The following is a 20,183-nucleotide window of genomic DNA, read 5'->3' as shown; positions in this document are numbered from 1 at the left end:
TTCCGGTTATTCCTGCATTGCTTTCTTAAAGGCCGCGATTTCCTTGGAGGCCTGAGCCATTACATCATCGCCGATTTTTTGAATAACCGTTTTGGAGTCGGTATTCTTGGCAAGCGCATCGCCGATTGCCGCAATAAAGATTTCCCAACCCTTATTATCGACTGGTGTCAGGTGCTTGATTGGAATATCGTTGCTGAGCTGTTCATACAGCTTGAATTCCTCCTGGCCGCCTAAATACTCATTCTTGGTGTTGGCATACCAGTCCAGACTGGAGATATCCTTGTAGCCCGGCTGAATAGAGTGCTTGGTCCAGATCTTCCAGGCATTCTCACTTCTCATGCTCCACTGGATATAAGCCCATGCCGCTTCTTTATTCTTGCTTTGTGCCGGAATGACGAAGCTGGAACCGCCCATGCCGACGTTGATTCCGACTGGCAGGCGGGTAGCTCTCCACTTGCCGGCCAGCTCAGGGAAGGTTTCCTGCAGACCGCGTGCACCGAACGAACCGGCTACTACACCGACCAGATCACCCTTCAGTACCAGCTGCTTTCCTTCATCCGAGGCATATCCGATATGCGGTGCCCAGCCCAGCTGCTGGCCGCGTTTGGTAATGTCGAGCACCTTGACCATCTTCTCTGTATTGCGCGTCCAGTTCATATCTTTATCGAAATAGCCGACTTCATCTCCGGCCCACACAGCCGGGCCATCATTCCACTCCATGAAGTACTTGCCATTAGCTTTCAAAATTTGCACCAGGTTCAGGAAGTTCTCCTCATCCTGAATATATTCCCCGAGCTCAGCCGGGTCGCTAGGCAAGCCCAGCTCTTCAAAAATATCCGCACGGTAATAGTACACTCCCGGTGTCATATCCCAAGGCATTCCGAGCAGCTCGGAGCTGTCCGGTGTCATCCAGCGTTCCCAGTTGAACGGGTGAACCAGATCCTTGTATTTGCCGGCATTATAAGGCTCTTCCAGCAGGTTCTCCAGCACATGGCCGGCCATATAGCGGTTAAGCTGATACATTTCAACCTCTGCCACATCAGGTGCGCCGCTGCCGGCAGCAATCGTCGTCTGCAGCTTGTCGTGAAGATCGCCAAACGGCATAACTACAGTCTTAAGCTTGATGCCCGGATATTCAGCCATGAAGGCAGTACCGATCTCATCAAATACTTGTTCATTAAACGCCCAGACGGTAACTTCGCCTGTAATGTCCTTGCTCGGCAATTCGGTCGCTGCGGTATCTGCTGCTGCCGTTTCGCCGGCTGCCGGCTCGGTAGTTTCCGTAGCGGCTTCCGTTGTTCCAGCATCTGTAGCGGCTGTCGCTTCTGCGTTGTTAGCCGCATTATTGCTTGTGGATGTGGCTGGAGCGCTGCTGCATGCTGAGAGAATCAATACAAAAACCAGCAGGACGCACCATAACAGATTGCTTGTCTTTCTTGTCATCAATAGAACCTCCCCTTGAATAAATACCTGAATGCCTGCTTCATGTTTTGTAAATTCCTACTTATAGTAAAAGAGCCTGCTTCCCTACTTGGCTGTCATGCGCCCCCTTCCTTTAGTCTAAGAACTGTGACTGAGTATTTCGGGAATTCATACTCTTGACTACCTGCTGTCCATTGGATTTCACTGGATACGGGTGCAACTTTGTCCGGTGCAGTAAAGCTGTTCTGATCACTCGGATCATCCGACTTCAGAACCGTTGCCGTTCCGGTCAGTTTCCGGGACTCAAGACCTGCGAGCACCAGCTTCGTCTTGTGCGCAGTATCCCCGCTGTTAACCACCTTGACGATAATCTCGCCGGTGGCCAGATCACGGCTGGCGGTCGTAAACATAGGTCCGGATGAGTTCTGATCATTTACTTCCTGAATCAGCTGATTATTCAGGTAGGTGCGGATATTGCCGCCTGACAGCTCAATGCGGATATCGTACCACTCCCCTGTAGCGATACTGATGGGAACCGTCTGCCCGATCACAGATCTTGAACCGCCGACAGACTTCTCAATTGCGCTCTGTGTATTGCCCCAGCCGCCAAGATTCCACCAGTAGAAGGTGCCGTCGTCCTTCGAGCCAAACATGATCAGCATCCCTTCCGCCCCGCCCGTCTTTCTGGCTTTCAGCGACAAGGTGTAATCGCTCCAGGAAGCGTCTCCGGCAACAGCCCGGATATCGGTATCACTGCTGGTCTGTCTGAAGACACCGTCCGCTTGCTCCCAGCTGCCGCTCTTCACGGTCCAGGCACCGGAATCAGTGCTGAAATCATCTGCGAAGAGGACCGTATCGCCCTGGGTAACCTTCACATTGCTGTACTCTGCCTGGGTTGACCAGGTGCCCAGCCCGATGCCTCCTTGTATGGCCGCCTTCACATCTGCTTCACCGCTGCCGGAGGCTGAGAGTACCGCAGGCAGAACAACATCGCCTTTGTTGCTGCCAAACATCTGCTGAACATGATAGGACGGTGTTCCGAAGCTGGATGAGGTGTCGAACACAATCGCATCCGGGTTCCAGGTCCGGTCCTTCGTATTCACAAAGAGCGGCGCATAGGAGGACATCCGCACAATATCGGAATTGCGTTCCATTCCCGTCATGAAGGCCGCCTCACCAAGTGCAGCATTCAGATTCCCTTCACCCGCCCCCTTGGTGACGGCATACTCGCCGACATAGATGCCGGGACCGCTGCGGTCATAGGTGTCATACCGGTTGGCATTGCTCATGAACCATTCCGACGACTCGTAATAATGCTCATCAATCATTTCAATCGTCTCACCCTCCACCGCGGTATTAGCGATGAGGTTCATTTCGGGATACTTCTCTTTAATGGCCTTGTAGAACAAGCCGTAACGCTGGACATATTCGCTCAACTGGAAGTTGTTCTCGTTGCCGATCTCCACATACTTCAGGTTAAACGGCTCCGGATGTCCGTTAGCTGCCCGCTCTGCCCCCCACTTGCTGGTAACCGGACCGTTCGCATATTCGATCGCATCCAGCACATCCTGAATCCAGGGCTGAATTTCATTCAGCGGCACCGTATTGGCTTTGGTAACCGGGTCACCGTCATGCGAGATACCGATATAGGCAACGTACAGCGGCTCCGCCTGCAAATCCTCGGCCCACTGCAGATATTCATGGAAGCCCAGTCCGTCTGAAGAGCGGTAATTCCAGTAAGCCGCATGACCCGGCCGCGTCTCAAGCGGGCCTATCGTTGTTTTCCAGCGGTAGGCATTCTCCGGCGTCTTCCCTTCCACGAAGCAGCCTCCCGGGAAACGGACGAATGACGGCTTCATGGCCGCGACCTTCTCGGCAAGATCTATGCGCAGGCCATTCTCCCTGTCCTTCCAGGTCTGCGGGAATAATGAAACCATATCGAGATAGATCGCCCCCGGCTGGTCAGCCGAGAATAGAATCCGTGCATTGCCGGCTGTCCCCGATGCGGTCAGGGCATATGTATACTGATTCCAGCCTTCCTTCCATTCGTCCACAACCTGCTCGGCAAAAACCTGCTTTCCGTCAGCACTCTCCAGTGTTATCCGCAGCGGCATACCTTTACCCGGCTCAGGCTTAGCATAGAACGACAGCTTGTATTCAGCATCCTTCACCACCGGAATCCCCCAGAAGCCGTTATTGACTGCCGAGACACGCCCGCCCTCAGGGGCAGCCAGGGCATCAAGCTTCATGGCTCTCTTCTGTACATCAATCAGCAGTCCGCTGCTGATCAGTGAAATATTGCCCTGGCTTCCGCCCTGCTCCTCCACCCACCAGTTGAACAGCGTATCCGGACTATCCTCGAAGGAGCGGTTCGAGATCAGCTCTGCGTATAACCCTCCGTCGCCCGCATGGTTAATCTCTTCGAAAAAAGCTCCATACAGCATCGGGCTGATCTCCGCTCCGGGGTTCGCCGTATCCACTGTCAGGCTGTAAGCCGGGCCGCTGTCAGCTGCGGGAGCCGGTGTAGCACTTAAAGTGACTTTGTCTTGCACGGAATCTGCCTCCATTAACGAGGTTTGGCTGTCACCCGTTTTTCCGGAAGCCCCGTAATACAACGCACCGGCAGAAATCAGCAGGAATGCTGCTGCCACTCCGGCCCTTTTTCTAAATCTGCCCAGAATCCCCCACTCCTTTATCAAAATGCGCTTCCATACTACTTACATTTGAAAATATATGAAATCATTTCATAAAACCTAAATGAATCCGTTTGCAAAATTAAAATACCATACTCAAATTACAATGTAAACATATTTAACTAAACCATTTTATATTTATATGAACTTAATATTTTCGTTTTTGCTGATTTCGCGAGAATTTTATAACTTTTTTAAAACAAAATCATTGCCTCATCTTACTTTTGTTTATATTTACATGAATTAAACGCGGGTTTGAGGGGAAATCCTCCACTTTTCCAGTTTTGATTTCAAGTTTATTTTATCAATTTATTTTTTACTTTATATTTGGCTGCAACAAAAATAAGTTTGATTTTTTGCCACTAGACAACGCCCTCTGCCCCTTCTCGCCCTATTAAAAAAAGCTTCCTTACGCCCAATAAGGACATAAGAAAGCTCATCTTGCATGATATATTCCCTTAATTCCGCCACTTCATGAACCGGTAATCCAGCAGATCGACCAGCAGGAAGAGGATGAAGCCGACCAGACTGAACAGCATGATTCCGGCATACATCTCCGGGTAATCCAGCCGCAGCCAGGCATCCATAATGAAAAAGCCCATGCCGTGCTCCGTCCCGTAAATCTCGGTAAAGAACAGTACAGAAATCGCTGTTCCGAGCGAGATTCGGATTGTACTAAGAATGACCGACAGTGCGCCGGGCAGCGTGACATTCCAGAATTTCTGCATGGAGCTGGCGCCGATACTTGTCAGAACATCATAGGTGCTCTCCGGGATTGCCTTCACACCGTCACGTACAGAAATAATAACCTGGAACAGCAGAATCAGCATGATCATCAGTACCTTCGAAGTCTCCCCCAGACCGAAGAACAGCATCACTACCGGCAGGAGTGCAATCTTGGGAATCGGATACGTCAGGTAGACCACCGGGTCGAGCAATCTGTTCCAGAGCGGGGAGCGGCCCATTAACAGACCGACCATCAGCCCGAGCAGCAGTGCAAGCAGCACTCCTTCGAAGATCCGGAGCAGGCTGTAGCCGACATTCAGCGCCACATCGCGCACTCCCAGCTGGAACATGGCTTCATATACCGCCCCGGGGCTCGGCAGAATGGCATGATTCATCAGCAGGTAAGCAATATACCAGATGAGATTCATCCCCGCAAAAACTAACAGCAGCCGCAGCAGATGAGGGAGATGCCGTTTTTTCACCATTTCTCCATCATTACCTTTCTGATTGTCTTACTCTGCGCAAAGTACTCATTGCTCTCCCGTTTGTCACCATGCTTCATAGCAAAGACAGCGGAATTATCGAGAATCTCAGGGTGATCCTGCGGTCCTGACGGCATGACAATAATCTTCTGCCCCAGGAGAATTGCCTCTTCCACATCGTGGGTAACAAACAGTGTCGTTGCGGGATGAGTCTGCCAATTGTCGATAAAAATCTGCTGCAGCCCCTCCCGCGTAATCGCGTCCAGAGCCGAGAACGGCTCATCCAGCAGCAGAATGGTCGGCTGAATAGCGAAAGCGCGGGCAATTGCCACCCGCTGCTGCTGTCCGCCGCTCAGCGACAGCGGGAACCGGCCGGCCAGCTCTGCAATTCCCATGGATGTGAGCCAGTGCATAATCTGCGCATCCTGCTCCTGCCTGCTGGGCTGCCCCCTTCCGGAACGGGCAATCCTCATCGCAATGCGGATATTGTCGCGGACCGTCTTCCAGGGCAGCAGCCCGTAATTCTGCGGCACCAGACCGATTAGCGTATCCTTCTCATGAACCGGCCTGCCGTTGAAGAGCAGCTCCCCCTCATAGGCAGGCAGCAGCCCGGCAATCGCCCGCAGCATGGTCGACTTGCCGCTGCCCGAAGGACCGATGACCGTATGGATGCCGTGCTCCGGCAAGGTCAGATTGATCCCGCCCAGAGCCAGCTGGCCGTTTTTGTATTCGACTTGCAGTTCGTGTATGCGGAGTCCGCTATTTTTTAAACTGGACATCGGAGATCACATCTTCAGCCGATATATTTTTGGTCAGCAGTCCTTTTTCACGCGCCCAGGCGAACGCAGCTTCCACTTCCTTGGTATCGACCTGGTAGGCAGGCAGGTATTCAGGTACAGTGATTTCGTCCTTCAGCGTGTCCGGGTAGCCCACTTCCTTAATAATCAGGTCGATGTATTCCGACTGGTCATGGGATTTCATATAAGCAACAGCTTCATCATAAGCCGCGTACATGTCACGGATGGCTTGTCCCTTGGCATCAATGGCGCTTTGCGGGAAAGCCAGCACGAACGGATTAATTCCGGCACTGTGGGTGGAGCTGAGGACGCGCAGACCCGCAGTTTTGCCCATCGTCACGAACGGCTCCGGCAGAACCGCCGCATCTGCTTTGTTATTCTTCAGCAGCTCGAGGCGGGTAGGAATCTGCGGCACTTCTGTTACCGTAATATCGTCTTCCGTCAGGCCGGCCTGCTTCAGCATCATTGCCACTGTATATTGGGTCGAGGTATTTTTGGACAGAATCACTGTCTTGCCCTTCAGATCCTTAACCTCTTTCACTTCATCATTTCCGGTCAGCAGATCAAATTCACCTGTCGTTGTGCTGGTAATCTTCACATCAAGGCCTGCCTCATTGTAGATCGAGATTGCTACCAGGTCAGCACTAAGCCCGTCTACCTTACCAGCCTGGAAGGCTACATCGCGGTCCTTCGCACTCTTGAAGGTCTGAATATCCAGATTTACATTATGCTCCTTATCGAATCCTTGCTCATGGGCAATAATAAAAGGAATGGCATCAATCGAAGGCAGCAGCCCCAGCGATACGGTTACCGGCTCAGCAGAGGTGTCTGCCGCAGCTTCTCCGGCACTGGCTGTACCTTCTGTATTTCCGGCATTTCCTGCACTTGCATTATTGGCATTGCCTGCATTATTAGACCCGCAGCCGACTGCCACCATACTGACCGCAGCGATCAGCATAAATAACATCATAAGGTGTTTCCATTGTTTTCTTTCCATGAACCCTGACTCCTCCATCTCTGTTCTGTTTCTCTTCTTGCTGTTACTTCACTTCAGCTTCCGGCAGCAGCTAACTCTAGTGAATTCACATGCAGCCTCCCAGGCCAGAAGCGCATGCGCATTTATTCACATATAGGCATAAAAGTAGAAACGGTTACGCCGCCCTTAAGGCAGCGGTTCTCGTTTCCATGTAAAGCTATTCGTAACATGCTCTCCGGAACACCTAAGTAATGCAATTTTACACCCATTGCCCTATTTTGTATATTTATAAATTGAAATAATTCACGGACATGATTCTGCCGCGAATATTATTCAATCGCTTGGGGCCTGTCCTCCTGAACTATGTTATACTTACCTGAGCAAATAATAATTTACAAAGATATCTTTGGAGGCTGAGACGATGAGCGACATTATTCTCCAGCAGATTCTGACAGAACTACAAGGCATGAAGTCCGAAATCACCGATTTGAAGTCAGATGTACAAATTATCCATACAGAGCTGAGCGAGGTTAAGTCAGAGCTAAGCAGCGTTAAATCCGAGCTGGGCGAGGTTAAGTCTGATCTAGGCACTGTTAAGTCCGAGCTGGGCGAGGTTAAGTCTGATCTGAGCAGCGTTAAATCCGAGCTGGGCGAGGTTAAGTCTGATCTAAGTACCATGAAAGCTGATATTGAGAGTATTAAGGAAGATACGAAGCTTATTCCGCTTATTCAGCAGGCGGTATTTGAAGTGAATACGGAAGTCATTACCACCCGTGATACACTTGAACGGATTGATAAAACATTAAGCGGGCATGATGCCACACTAGATATGCTGGCCCGGCGCTCTATCGATCAGGAAGCCGCCCTTAAGCGGATTAAATAACGGTTCAATTCATTCTAACGCAAGCGGCTGCCTTTTATCCGGCAGCCGCTTTTTTGTTTTCTTTAAACGTCCTCTCCACGAGGACATATTTCTTTATACGGTGCACATTCACGCTAATTAACACGATTAATTCTGTTTTTTTGTCTTTTTCAGACGGACACACAATTGATTTTCCGGTTTTCTATGTTATAATGAAAGCGTAAACAAAAAGAGTTCACAACCAAAATCTTTCATCGGATTTCATCGCCAAGGAGGATGAATGCAATGCTGGCAGGAATTAAGGAACTGAAGAATTGGGTAACCGGAATGTGGCAGCCAGGGATGACTTCGGGAGAAGAAGACTACCAGAAGATGGAGTACAACGCTCACCGCCATCTGCACACGCCGCCAACTCCAAGTCCCCTTACTTACGAGCAGGAATCCCGCATCAAGACTGTCAAATTCCACTAATTCAGGTGGATGCATATACAGACTGCTGATTACTATATTGCCATAAGGCCGCCAGTACCGGAGCAATCCGGTCAAGCGGCCTTTTATTTTACCCGGGATGAAGTGCCGGTTCTTATTGTTCCAATTTGCTTGTCTAAGCGCAGCCTTGCGGACACCACAGCTCTTATTCTATCCAATTCGTCTATTCTGGCAGGCTAACGGACACCACAGACCTTATCATCACGCAAATCGCCCCAATTCAGTTCATCTGCAGCAAATAACGGCGCTCATGTCCGTAAGCCGGGCAAAAGAACGATATGCAGCGAAATAAGAGCGCTCATGTCCGTTACGGGTCATTACAAGTCATTACAAGTGATTATAGGTCCGTATAGGCCCATACAGGTCCGTACTAAGTACTGTCCCTACTGTCCCTACTAGTCCCTACTAGTCCCTACTAGTCCCTACTAGTCCCTACTATTACATCGTATCCCGCGTCTTAGCCGCAGTGTACAGATAAAAGTCCCGCCGTCCATCCCGCATAAGCCTCTTTAGACACCGGCCAGTTCCAGTTTGCCATCCTCTTCTTAAGTACTCCTGCGGTCCGTGGAGGCGAAATAGGTGCCGGCAATCATAATAATCAGCGCAACAATAAAGGAGAATGCCGGTATTTCTGTAAACATAATCAGCGACAGCAGTACGCCTATAAAAGGAGAGATGGCATAGTAGGCACTCGTCTTCGCCGCCCCCAGATACCGCTGCGCATATACGTAGAAATAGATACTCAGCCCGTACGCTACAAATCCCAGCAATAGAGCGATGGCGATGTAACCGATATGTGTTGTAGTCTCACCAAGCATGATGGCGATGAATAGTGACCCCAGCCCGGAGCCGAAACCTTTGATGACTACAACCTGCAACGGATCTTTAGCGGAGAGCTTAGAGGTCAGATTATTCTCAAGGCCCCAGCAGACGGCAGCAAGCAGCACCAGGACCGAGCCCCAGGACAAGGTGATACTGCCGATGTCTTCAACTGAAAGAATTACACTGGCAACCGTAATGAGGCCGATGGCGATCCACAACCTGGAATGAACCGATTCCTTGAATAACAGCAGGGCAATCAGCGAGGTGGCCACAATCTCAAAATTATTCAAGAGTGAGACTGTGGCCGGCGTAGTCACTGTCAATCCAATCATGAGGAAAATCGGCGCGGCAATGTCGAGCACAACCATCCCCACTGTAAAAGGCAGCTCCTCTCTGGTCAGCCGCCTTTCCTGCTTCACGGTCCCCTGTCTGGAACGAAACCATCCGAGCACCGACATTCCGATTCCCGCCCCCAGATACAGCAGCGCAGCCATCATCACTCCCGGAATTTCATGCAAAAGCTCTTTGGACACCGGCGTGCTGATTGCATACAGAGCAGCCGCAAGAATCGCCCACGTTACCGCAGTTTTGGATTTGGTCTTCAATTCAGTATCCCGCCTGTTCCTTAGAGTATAAAGTTGTCTGTAACAACTGCTCCAAGTATCCCCCTAGGGGGGTTATTAGTCAACAGAATTTTCCTGTTGCGTTACACCGCATCCCCCTCCGGCCCCTCTAAAGTAATTTCGCAGCCAGCCAGTTCAAAACCGTCTCAGCCGGTTCCAGATACCGCTGTCCTACAAGCAGGCCGGTATGAGTGGTGTTCCACAGACCTTTATATTCTGCAGCGAAATAGCCGGCATTCACTCTGCCCCGGCGGTCATCCTCTTCGCTGTTTACTGCGTGAATAACCAGGCCGGGGCATGCAATGCGGCGGCTGTCTACAGAAATTCCTGCTGCACCAAAGTGGAAGGAGAATGCGCTAAACGCTTTGGCGGACTCCATACTTAAGTATTTCCTTTGAAAAGCTATGTCCTCTGCCGATTCATCGATGCTCGCAAGCTCTTTACGAGCCGGAGCAGGTACAATGAGGCCGGGTACTGCCGGGATGATATCCTGATAAGGCATAAGCTCATGGACCTCCTTACTGAGACTTGAATCAATCAGCACCAGTCCGGCCAGCTCTGCCGTTTCCGCCAGCTTTTGGCCTAAGATCCCGCCCATACTGAACCCGATCAGCACGGGTGGAGTGCCGCATTCGGCAATAATCTCCCTGATATCGTGCAGATAGTCCTCAAAAGTAATCACACTCATATCCAGCACCCTGCTTCTGTAATGGCTCCGCAGATTCATGACATAACAGGTCCACCCGGCATTGACATAATGGGGAATGTATTTGCTCCACATCCAGCTTCCGGTATAGGCACCATGCACGAATAGCAACGGTGGCCTGTTGCCGGCATCGTCCCGGATATTCGCTCCTGCATATATCTCCAGGAACAAATCGTGCTCACCGACATACTTCTCTGTATGCTGCGGAAGCTCTTTCGTGTAATCTCTCATCTCAACCGCTCCTTTTCAATAATGGTTTGATATCAAACTATATGGCATATTTTTTTAGAAGTTGTTATTGATTTTCAGCAAAATCTGCAGCAGTATTTCCTGCTCCTCTTCGGAGACATTGCGGTAAAACTGCCCCAGCATTTCAGCCGAGACCACTTCAAAAACACCTTCCAGCTCACGCCCCTTAGCAGTCAGAGTCACATACACAAACCTTGTGTCCTCCTTATCCCTTTCCTTCGTCACTATGCCCAGCCCGGCCAGCTTGTTGACCAGCGGTGTAACTGTCGATTTATCCTTATGAATCCGGCGGGCAATATCCGCCATAGTCATCTTCGGCTTCTGCAGCAGCGCATAGATAATATCCCCGTGCGAGGTGCCGATCCCTTCTACCCCCTGCTTCTCCATCTCCTGGACAATGAACCGGTTAACCTTCTCCCTGATCTTCGAGATCAGTGATATTACATCTCTAGTTTCCATGATTGGATTATAGTTTGATATCAAACTAATGTCAATGATGCAAATTTCACAGCTAGCCAACAACCCAATCCATTTCCTCAACAGCAATAACTTCAATGTTATCACAGTAAAATTTAAAGTTTTCTTCACTTTCCATATCTCTGACGCAATACTTGACGGAATCCCAGCCACTATCCGATATATCTAGAATTTCAAACAAGCTCAATTGAATTACCGCTCCTCCAGAAGCCAGTTGCAGGCTGGCGACTTTACTAAATTGAATGGTGATCTTAAAGGTTGTTGCTCCCCTTTTAGGAATCAAAACAAAATTAATCAGCAGCATGGGAATGTTGTATTCATCGAAGAGCTGTACCGTATCTATTTCAACCCAATATCTAAAATCCGTAACGAATTTCAAATCACTAATTGTGAAGTCAGTTACTTTCGCAGTTATCAGATCAAGATTATTAATATTTGGCATAGCTGGTCAGCTCCTTTATCCATTTCTTAAATAATCATTTAAATACCGCCAAGAGTAAAAGAAGGCTCAAATACATTACATTGAATTACTGCTACTCTGCTATTCCCGCTTCTTCCCCACCGCACCCATATAAATCACAAATTCCTCCTCGCCGTCCAGCTCCAGAATCTCATCGATCAGCTTTTGATCATAGATCCCGACAGCACAGGCGCCGGCACCGATGGATTCACTGGCTAAGTAGAGGTTCTGGCAGACATGCCCGGCATCGATAAGGATCTTCTTATGGGCTGAAATATCATATTTCCATTCGGAACGGTACGGCGTGGTACTCCAGGCAAACATCACCGAAGCCTTCTTGGCAAAGTTAGGGACGAAGGGCTGATCCAGCGTAATCGCATCCACCTTCTGTTCGAGCTGATCCAGTTCAAACATGAATAAAAGCTTATGCTCTGCCGGGAGGTATCTGTAGATGCCTTGATCTACGCCTTCTACCCGCATAATCAGCAGGTAAGTCTCGAAGGTGTGAGTCGCTCCGCTGCAAGGTACCGTCCGCAGGGTAAGCCCGTTCTTGCTCATTCCGGTAATCCCTTGGGTCGCCCACAATAAATACGACAGCTCGTCCAGGCTTAATGCTTCTGCAGAATAGAACCTCGTACTTCTTCTCTGGTCAATACAATCATAAATATCCGCATGACCCACAACCTCCCTGCTGACCTTCGGCAGATCAATCAGCCTTGACTCCGGATCAAAGGGCTTAACCACCGGCGGCTGGGGAAGGCCCTTGATCTTATCTGTTTTGATATGTTTGAATTCATGGAAATTGGATTTCAGAAACGCTCTTTGCTGTTCATACCTGGTCATAACAGATCCTCCTGGCTTATCTTGATAGCTTAACTTTACCACTCCGGCAAAAATAGATTGTGATTTCATTCACTTTTAGTTCTGTCATAACCGAATGATCTTTGTCTTAACCGAATTTCCTGATATCCTCTCCTTCTTCACTTACAATAAACAGTAGTACTTAACAGGGGAGAGTATTAGCAATGAAAAAACAGCTTACATTTAGCCTTACATTATCCGTCATAGGGCTACTTATGATCTGTTATTCCGTCTTTGCGGGCAATGATAGATTTCAGGACATGCATAACCTGAGCAGCGCGAAGACTGCAGCATACATAAGGATCTTCATTTCACTAGCGGCATTTTCACTCTTGCTCTATTCTCTTTCGCTGTTCTCTGCCCGTATCCGGGAATTGCAGCGCAGCAAGTCGTTTACACAGGTTAAGCAAGCCCTTTCAGCACAACTCAGCCAAGGCATTGCTTTTGGAATAGATACAAGTATGTTAATGCAGTTTCCGGACGAACTCTTTGAGGCGCTAAAGAATGAATCTATCCTGATCAGCCATGAGGTTCAGAATGAAGTGAACGGGCAGAAATACAGCCTGGACAAAACCGTGTCTTTGAGTGCCCGGCATGCATCGAGAGCTGTGGAAGCAGCGCAGAGGAACGGCCAACGGATTACAATCCTGCCCCCTCCTGAGCTGGACACGATTAAGGAGTTTAGACTTAATGATACTACGGATAACCGGATTGTCGCTGCTTACTTGAAATATGATAAAGAAACCTGCAGCACCTGCCTCGTATCCAATGACCGTGGTGTCAGGCTTATTGCCGGTAATACAGGCCTTACGGTCCTTGAAGTTACTGAGACTTCCTCTGTCAAAAGAATTCCGCTTTGGAACAGGTAGCCTGCCACAACCGCATGATATCCCCGGCCTTATCCTCCAAAATAATTGCCGTACGTGAATAATCCCGGAAATGGATGGTATCCAGATCGATTCTCTTTATTTTCTGCAGGTTCACCAAACAGGACCGGTGGGTCAATACAAACTCAAACGAAGATAAATATTCTTCATAGAGCTTTAATGGAACCTTTGTTTCATAAATTCCTTTTTGCGTATGTACAAATATTGTCCGGTTAATGGATTCGATGAAATAAATATCATCCGGCAGCAATTGAACAATATGTTCGGAGATGACCGGTACAAATACACCGCCGCTGGCTAAATAATGCTGATAGTGCAGGTGGTGGCGCAGCTTCTCCAAGGCTGTCTTTAATCTGCTGGCCGTAAAGGGCTTCTCCAGCGTATCAATAATGCCTAAATCAGCTGCATGACTGGCAGACGGGACATGCCCGGTCATTAATAAGGTGGGGACCTTTATACCGCGGATCTGCAGCAGGCCGCACGCCTCTAATCCATTCATATTCCCGCTCAGCTCTTCATCAAGCATAACCGCATTAATCTCATTGTTAACAGTGAGCGCGTTGATGTACTCCTTCGCCGATGTAACGCAATCGGTAATCTTCACATGCGGCACTGCTGCGAGATGAGCCTTCAGCAGACTGAGTTGTGCAGGATTGTCCTCCACTATGAGCAAATTCAATGGAACCTGGATCATTACATCACCTTTGTCTATAACATAATTTGGATAAACACTTTTTCTTGCTCATAGTGATAATAAATATCGCCCTGGTACTTCTCCACCGTATTCTTTACAATCGTCAGGCCATTCCCGCGGACGGATTTCCCGCTTTTTTTCGTTGTATATCCCCTTTGGAAAAGCCTCTTTTGTGCTTCGGGTGATAGCAGGGCTGTATTTTCAACAGCAAACACATATTTTTTCCCGAGGGACTTACAGATTACGTGAATATTTTTGGGCTGCTGCCCGGAATATACCGCTGTCGCTTCCAATGCATTATCGAGCAGATTTGCGTAGATCTTAACCAGGTCAAATGATTCTATACGGTCATACTCCTGCCAGTCCGTCTCAAAGCTCATCTGAATATTAAGCGAATAGGCAAGCTCCCACTTACTATGGAACAATACCAGCAGAATCGGACTCTTAACCCGCAGCGACAAGTCTAACGGCTGGGATTCAATCTTCAACTGCTTCAAATACTCAGCAACATCGCTATACATTTCCATATCGATCAACCCGCTTATCACGTGAAGATGATTCATGATATCATGCCTGCTTGATTTTATCGTATCCATCACTTTTTCAAGCTCAGACAGGTAGACCTCTTCCGTTTCCTTCAAATTCCGCTTCAACCGTGATTTGTACAACCGGTTCAGGATGAACACTACAGCCAATAAGGCAACCGCAAAGATTACATCAATACCATATATAAAGGCATCGCTGCTCACTACCTGCCGGCTCACATCCGCTAAATCCTTAGCATCAATATCAATCCCCAGTACGCCAAGCATAGTCCCGTCTTTACTATAAAAAGGCACCCCGACCGATAAATAAGAGCCGTCATGTTCTCCCTTTACAATATCTGTATAGTAGCTAAGCCCATTTTTCGCTTGAATCACTTTAGCAGGAGGGACTGTACAAGGCGAGCCGATGGGAACATCATTTACGTGTGGAGGCAGGGCAGATACCATTACTTTAGAGATATCCGTTTCGTCCAGAAGCAATATATATACAAAAAGCGCGTCCATGGGAGCACGGTATTGCTCCAAATATGTTTTTATTTCTTGTCTGTGCGCATTATCCTGCTTCGTCAGCAAAAACTGTTCATAAGCTTCTTTATCAAGCTGCCCGGCGATATTCTCAGCGATCCCAATATACTGCTCGGCCAGCGCTATTTGCGCTGCTTTCCCGACCGAATAGTGAGTAATCAGCACCTTCATCCCGGTCAGGCTGCACAGAAGAAATAAAGAAAGCCCCACGAAATAGGTAAGCATCTTGTTAAACCTGATCTTATTTAATCGCATTGGTTTGGTGAATTCCTTTTTGGATTGGAATTGTTAGGGTACGGGTAAAGGTATTCGACAGAATGGGACTAATTTCCTTGTTTTTTGTAATCTCTCCGATGGAAATAACCTTAGATAGGTTACTTATAAATTCAGTTTGTTTCGATTTAAGAATCTTATGGTTATGAGCTTATTAAATAAACCAAGCGACGCCATTTAGCCATGACAGTAATCGCTTGGTTTGTTTTGTTACAAGGTAAACACTCATTTTTTGCTAAAGAGATATCCCTCATGCACTCGAAAAACTACTGCTGAACGTAAGGACTAAGCAGCTTCGCCTGTTCCGGCTCAAGTTTGCTTTTCAGCCTGATGCTTGTAATTCTCCAGACATCATTTTCCTTGGCAGCATCAATCGTATAAACAACAACGAACGGTGCCTGATTCTCAAGGAAATTACCGCCTGCATCAATGGGGAAGACGTTCATTGTTATTTCCAGGCTGGCTGCAGGTCCACTAAAGGCTGTTCCTTCGGCGGATATTAATTTGGAGCCCGGCACAAGCGTTTCATTCAGATGAATCCGGTCCATCCATTGCTGGATCGCCTCCGTCGAAGGAGACTGGCCGGTGAAGCTGTTCGTATATGCTTGAATATCCCGGTCATACTCAGCTACGGTCATATTGCGGATAAGGCCGTATACCCCGAAATCTACTTTGGAGTCGGCAACCGGGACATTCTCTGGTGTACGGTATAGAGTTAAGCTTTGTATTTTCCATCCACCTGTTCGTTTAATCAGGTTCACAGTATAAAAACCACGTTGAACAGACTCTGGCCGCTCACTCGCCAAGCCCTTATCCTCAACCCGCGAAGCTATTTGTGTTAACTGAGCAGAAGCGCTTGAGCCGTTTAATTGAATCTGTGGAGTGCCTTCCATGGAGTAGCGATAAGATTGGGTGCTGAAGTAGTTCTCCAAGCTCTGCAGCGTCTCAGAAGTTTTATCCCAAGCATCAAGGTACCCTGGCCCATCCCCATTACTTAAAGAATCAATACTTTGGGCAAGAACCGCTACAATTTGCGCCTTGTCCTCTTCGGGATTGGCTGCCGGAGGCGCGACATTGGATACGGCTGTAGAATGCCCTTTAGAGTCAATTGTAACGGTCTGGCTGGCTGTGTCCCATTTCACATCAGCACGCAGCGCATCTGCGACAAAACGCAGCGGAATCATAGTGTTGCCATTCACAGTCTGTGGCGGTGCATTGAGTGTAGTTAATTTCCCATCAATAGATGCATCTGTGGAATTAAGAGTGAGCGTAATAATTGAGGTGCCTCTGGCTGCTGTAATCTGTTGTTTGGCTTGATTCCAATACACCTTGGCCTGCAGTGTTTCAAAAATCGCCCGCATCGGCACAAGCACGGAACCCTTCACATTTACCGGCTTTGCACTGTAATTCTGTTTGACTCCATCAATAATAACCGTAATATCTTTATTGCCGGAAGCCGCTTCTGCACTTGCAGCAAACACAGAGACGAAACTTATGACTAATAAAAATGACCAGATGCGTTTCAAAATCAATTCCCTCCCAAGTTAGCATTCATGCAATATCAGTTACATATTACTTACAGAGCTTTCCTTTGTATATGAATTTTTTGCTATGGTTAAACAAACAAGACAAGCGGCAACAAAAAAACATCACCACCTGAATATCACCACTGTAGTTCGGTTAAATCCAACCGTAATCATAAAATCCCGATTTTTTCACGGTATCGAGCATGGACTGTAGTCAAGAATGGGAAGTCTTTTTCCATTTATGCAAAACAAAAAACCTCCCCTCACCCCGTAGGATAAGAGAAGGCTTAAACGCGTCACCTCTGAAGCACGGCAGCTATATTTTCAGCTCCCCAAGCTTGATCAGCTCGACAACCGCTTGCGAACGGCCTTTTACGTTTAATTTTTGCATGACGTTGGAGATATGGTTGCGGACGGTTTTTTCGCTGATGAATAACAGTCCTGCAATATCCCGTGTTGTTTTGTCCTGAACCAGAAGCTCGAATACTTCGCGCTCACGATGCGTCAACAGAAATTTGCTATGATGTTCGTTCCCTTTCAATGGTGTCACCCCTCCTTGCCCTGGGTTTGTTTGGTATAACAAGGTAAAGGGATACAGTCAAAACATACTATGTAGGGGGGCACTTAATGGTGCTGTTGCAGTATTAAAATGGGCGGGGACAGCCGCGGATCAGGGACAACCAGGAGCAACCAAGGACAGCCTGACCCAAAAAAACAGAAAAAACGGCTGCAGCCCGCAGTCGTTCTAGGCATCAGCCGTACAGGTCATACTCCGATCAAATACAATTCCCGGTGGTTAGCTAAAAGGTGAGGATGAAATCTGTCTGCCGGCAGGCATGCACAGCAACCTTACCGGTCCGTCACGCCCTTGCGGTCACGCCGGTTTAGTCCGGTAATGCTCTTGCACCCCCAGTGTAATTTATGAAATGGATTCCATAGCAAGCTTTAAATATGCGAAAATCTAAAAACTTCTATGATAAAATAAAACCATTCCATTCCCGGATCAGGAGGCAGCATTCGCCATGGCAAATATTAAAGAAATCGCCCGGATTGCCGGAGTTTCCGTAACCACGGTCTCACGGGTGCTGAATAATCATCCTTATGTCAGTAAAGACAAAAGAGCCGCCGTGCTGGAAACCATCGAGCAATTAAACTATACCCGCAATATGAACGCGGTTCATCTGATTACCGGCCGTACCGGTGCAGTGGGGGTAATTCTGCCTTATATCAGCGCTTTTTACTTCTCGATTATTATGAACGGACTAGCCCATGAGGCGCTGCAGGCCCAGTGCCGGCTGATTCTCTGCCAGAGCAATTACGTGGCCGATGAAGAGCTTAAGGTGCTGGAGATGCTGCGGAATAAAGAAATCGACGGCGTAATTATCGTATCGACGGCGCTCCAGCCGGAAACGATCGAGGAATATACGGCCTATGGTCCGATTGTGTCCTGCCAGGACAGCGGACAGCGCCGCTATTCTTCGGTATATACCCAGCATTATGCCGCTTTCCGGCAGGGACTGCAGTATCTGGCAGATAAGGGCTGCCGCGGCATCGGATACTGCGAAGGCAGGCAGCACGGCAACAGCGCCTTGATCCGGCAAACGGCTTACCGCGAATTCATCGAAGCGAACGGGCTGGACTTCCGTGAAGAATGGATGATCTTTGACTGTACCACCGAGGAGGATGGCGCGGCTGTAGCACGTTCCCTGCTGGATATGCCGAAGCGGCCTGATGCAATGATTATTACAGGTGATCATGTAGCTGCCGGGCTAATTATTGAAGCGCGCAAAGCAGGTCTCAGCATTCCCGGCGATCTCGCCGTGCTGGGCTTTGATAACCAGCCGATCGGCAGATTGCTGGAGATTACCACTATAGATAATCATCTGTATGAGATGGGGACAGCCGCCTTCCGTATTATTCATGAACAGATTAACGGAGCCTGCGGCGGACCGGTCTACCGCAAGCTGGATCACCGGATTATTGAGCGGTCTACAGTATAGGCCGGTTCCGGCTATAAAAACTGAAAATATTGCTGAACAGCGTCTTCTGCTCCGGAGACGTTTTTTTGTGTATTCAGCCCGCTATGATAATTATCACATTTTTGTTGACAGCTGTATTAGAGCGAATTATGATAAGTCCATTATTGATAACGATTATCATTGTCACGTATAAAAAGAAGGGGTGTCCAGAATGAAGATAGGTTATGCAGTTCCCGCAGGCTTGCTGGCAGCTTCCCTGCTGTTTGCCGGTTGTGCAAGCAATAATAACAACAATAATACGAATGGCAGCAGCTCCGGTAATAATGCTGCGGCTACGGATCAGAGCGGGGTAACCAGCCCTCCGGCAGCTGCCGGCACAGCAGATTTTACCGCTGCGACCGAAAACTACCGGCTGTACGTGATCGAGCAATGCGATGAATTCGTCAAGCAGACCGAAGGCTTCACCGATGCTGTAAAAGCAGGCAAGCTGGAAGAAGCCAAGGCGCTCTATGCTCCGTCACGCATGTACTATGAACGGATCGAGCCTATCGCTGAAGCTCTGGGGGACCTTGATCCGAATATCGATGCCCGTGAGAATGATGTAGATGCCGCCGACTGGCGCGGATTCCATAAGCTTGAGCAGGCACTCTGGCAGAATAATACTACGGAAGGCATGACGGATGTAGCCGATCAACTGCTGAAGGATGCACAGCTGCTGCGGGCAAAGGTAGAGACGGTTGATATTGATGCCAATCTGCTCGTTACCGGAGCTGTGGAGCTGCTGAATGAAGTCTCCTCCTCCAAAGTAACCGGTGAGGAAGAGCGTTACTCCCACACGGACTTGTATGATTTTGTCGCCAATGTGGAGGGTGCCCAGAAAATCTATGAGCTGCTGCAGCCCGAGCTGGCCAAAAAAGACCCTGCCCTGGAACAAACTATTGGCGAACGCTTCACCGCCCTGCTGAATGAGCTGGCACCGTTCAAATCCGGAGACGGATACGTTTCTTACGAAACACTGAAGGAAGATGAAATCCGCAGGCTAAGCCAGAATCTGGATGCATTAGCTGAGCCTCTGTCCAACATGGGAACTATTCTGGGAGTGTGACCGG

General features: G+C 48.7%; 19 protein-coding genes. 5 read left to right on the top strand and 14 right to left on the bottom strand.

Features of this window, described 5'->3' with window-relative positions:
* Positions 1 to 6 precede the first annotated feature (6 nt).
* The 5 genes from LOS79_RS31575 to LOS79_RS31555 form a co-directional block, all read right to left on the bottom strand.
* A complete protein-coding gene (locus LOS79_RS31575) occupies positions 7 to 1,443 on the bottom strand; it encodes an ABC transporter substrate-binding protein (protein WP_315414966.1) in 1,437 nt (478 codons plus the stop codon).
* Positions 1,444 to 1,538: 95 nt separating this feature from the next.
* Complete coding sequence (locus LOS79_RS31570) at positions 1,539 to 4,073, bottom strand: alpha-L-arabinofuranosidase C-terminal domain-containing protein (RefSeq protein WP_315414965.1); 2,535 nt, start codon at positions 4,071 to 4,073, stop codon at positions 1,539 to 1,541.
* 500 nt (positions 4,074 to 4,573) lie between these two features.
* Positions 4,574 to 5,326: an ABC transporter permease gene (locus tag LOS79_RS31565; RefSeq protein WP_315414964.1), complete on the bottom strand. Its 753-nt coding sequence runs from the start codon at positions 5,324 to 5,326 to the stop codon at positions 4,574 to 4,576.
* The gene (locus LOS79_RS31560) at positions 5,320 to 6,102 is read right to left on the bottom strand and encodes an ABC transporter ATP-binding protein (RefSeq protein WP_315414962.1); all 783 of its coding nucleotides are present in this window, start codon (positions 6,100 to 6,102) and stop codon (positions 5,320 to 5,322) included. The genes LOS79_RS31565 and LOS79_RS31560 overlap by 7 nt, the downstream gene beginning before the upstream one ends.
* On the bottom strand, positions 6,083 to 7,117 hold the full coding sequence (locus tag LOS79_RS31555; RefSeq protein ID WP_315414961.1) for an ABC transporter substrate-binding protein: 1,035 nt from the start codon (positions 7,115 to 7,117) through the stop codon (positions 6,083 to 6,085). The genes LOS79_RS31560 and LOS79_RS31555 overlap by 20 nt, the downstream gene beginning before the upstream one ends.
* A gap of 400 nt (positions 7,118 to 7,517) precedes the next feature.
* Here LOS79_RS31555 and LOS79_RS31550 point away from each other — a divergent pair, with 400 nt between their 5' ends.
* Entirely contained in the window at positions 7,518 to 7,979 is a 462-nt protein-coding gene (locus tag LOS79_RS31550) for a histidine kinase (RefSeq protein ID WP_315414960.1), read from the top strand.
* A gap of 264 nt (positions 7,980 to 8,243) precedes the next feature.
* On the top strand, positions 8,244 to 8,429 hold the full coding sequence (locus LOS79_RS31545; protein ID WP_315414959.1) for a hypothetical protein: 186 nt from the start codon (positions 8,244 to 8,246) through the stop codon (positions 8,427 to 8,429).
* 563 nt (positions 8,430 to 8,992) lie between these two features.
* Here the strand turns inward: LOS79_RS31545 and LOS79_RS31540 are convergent.
* The 5 genes from LOS79_RS31540 to LOS79_RS31520 all read right to left on the bottom strand — a co-directional run bounded on the left by LOS79_RS31540 (position 8,993) and on the right by LOS79_RS31520 (position 12,627).
* The gene (locus tag LOS79_RS31540) at positions 8,993 to 9,874 is read right to left on the bottom strand and encodes a DMT family transporter (RefSeq protein ID WP_315414958.1); all 882 of its coding nucleotides are present in this window, start codon (positions 9,872 to 9,874) and stop codon (positions 8,993 to 8,995) included.
* Positions 9,875 to 10,001: 127 nt separating this feature from the next.
* On the bottom strand, positions 10,002 to 10,829 hold the full coding sequence (locus tag LOS79_RS31535; protein WP_315414956.1) for an alpha/beta hydrolase: 828 nt from the start codon (positions 10,827 to 10,829) through the stop codon (positions 10,002 to 10,004).
* A 54-nt stretch (positions 10,830 to 10,883) separates the two neighbouring features.
* Positions 10,884 to 11,306, bottom strand: a complete 423-nt coding sequence (locus LOS79_RS31530; protein ID WP_315414955.1) for a MarR family winged helix-turn-helix transcriptional regulator — start codon at positions 11,304 to 11,306, stop codon at positions 10,884 to 10,886.
* Between the two features lie 52 nt (positions 11,307 to 11,358).
* Complete coding sequence (locus LOS79_RS31525; protein ID WP_315414954.1) at positions 11,359 to 11,766, bottom strand: hypothetical protein; 408 nt, start codon at positions 11,764 to 11,766, stop codon at positions 11,359 to 11,361.
* A gap of 99 nt (positions 11,767 to 11,865) precedes the next feature.
* Positions 11,866 to 12,627, bottom strand: coding sequence for a SagB/ThcOx family dehydrogenase (locus LOS79_RS31520; protein ID WP_315414953.1), 762 nt, complete (start codon positions 12,625 to 12,627; stop codon positions 11,866 to 11,868).
* Positions 12,628 to 12,809: 182 nt separating this feature from the next.
* On the opposite strand from LOS79_RS31520, the gene LOS79_RS31515 reads away from it, so the two are divergent.
* Positions 12,810 to 13,514, top strand: a complete 705-nt coding sequence (locus LOS79_RS31515) for a PIN domain-containing protein (RefSeq protein WP_315414952.1) — start codon at positions 12,810 to 12,812, stop codon at positions 13,512 to 13,514.
* On the opposite strand, the gene LOS79_RS31510 is transcribed toward LOS79_RS31515, so the two are convergent.
* From LOS79_RS31510 to LOS79_RS31495, 4 genes are all read right to left on the bottom strand, one after another.
* Positions 13,486 to 14,211: a LytR/AlgR family response regulator transcription factor gene (locus LOS79_RS31510; RefSeq protein ID WP_315414951.1), complete on the bottom strand. Its 726-nt coding sequence runs from the start codon at positions 14,209 to 14,211 to the stop codon at positions 13,486 to 13,488. The genes LOS79_RS31515 and LOS79_RS31510 overlap by 29 nt on opposite strands.
* Positions 14,212 to 14,240: 29 nt before the next feature.
* Positions 14,241 to 15,521, bottom strand: a complete 1,281-nt coding sequence (locus LOS79_RS31505; protein ID WP_315414950.1) for a GHKL domain-containing protein — start codon at positions 15,519 to 15,521, stop codon at positions 14,241 to 14,243.
* Positions 15,522 to 15,835: 314 nt separating this feature from the next.
* Positions 15,836 to 17,095, bottom strand: coding sequence for a copper amine oxidase N-terminal domain-containing protein (locus LOS79_RS31500; RefSeq protein WP_315414949.1), 1,260 nt, complete (start codon positions 17,093 to 17,095; stop codon positions 15,836 to 15,838).
* A 316-nt stretch (positions 17,096 to 17,411) separates the two neighbouring features.
* Positions 17,412 to 17,636, bottom strand: a complete 225-nt coding sequence (locus LOS79_RS31495) for a helix-turn-helix domain-containing protein (RefSeq protein ID WP_019908812.1) — start codon at positions 17,634 to 17,636, stop codon at positions 17,412 to 17,414.
* Positions 17,637 to 18,117: 481 nt separating this feature from the next.
* Between LOS79_RS31495 and LOS79_RS31490 the strand changes: the two genes are divergently transcribed.
* A complete protein-coding gene (locus tag LOS79_RS31490; protein ID WP_315414927.1) occupies positions 18,118 to 19,095 on the top strand; it encodes a LacI family DNA-binding transcriptional regulator in 978 nt (325 codons plus the stop codon).
* Between the two features lie 190 nt (positions 19,096 to 19,285).
* On the top strand, positions 19,286 to 20,179 hold the full coding sequence (gene efeO, locus LOS79_RS31485; protein ID WP_315414926.1) for an iron uptake system protein EfeO: 894 nt from the start codon (positions 19,286 to 19,288) through the stop codon (positions 20,177 to 20,179).
* The last annotated feature ends 4 nt before the right edge of the window (positions 20,180 to 20,183 follow it).

The organism is Paenibacillus sp. MMS20-IR301 (assembly GCF_032302195.1).
Classification (GTDB): domain Bacteria; phylum Bacillota; class Bacilli; order Paenibacillales; family Paenibacillaceae; genus Paenibacillus_AQ.
This window is presented reverse-complemented; position numbering and strand designations above follow the sequence as displayed.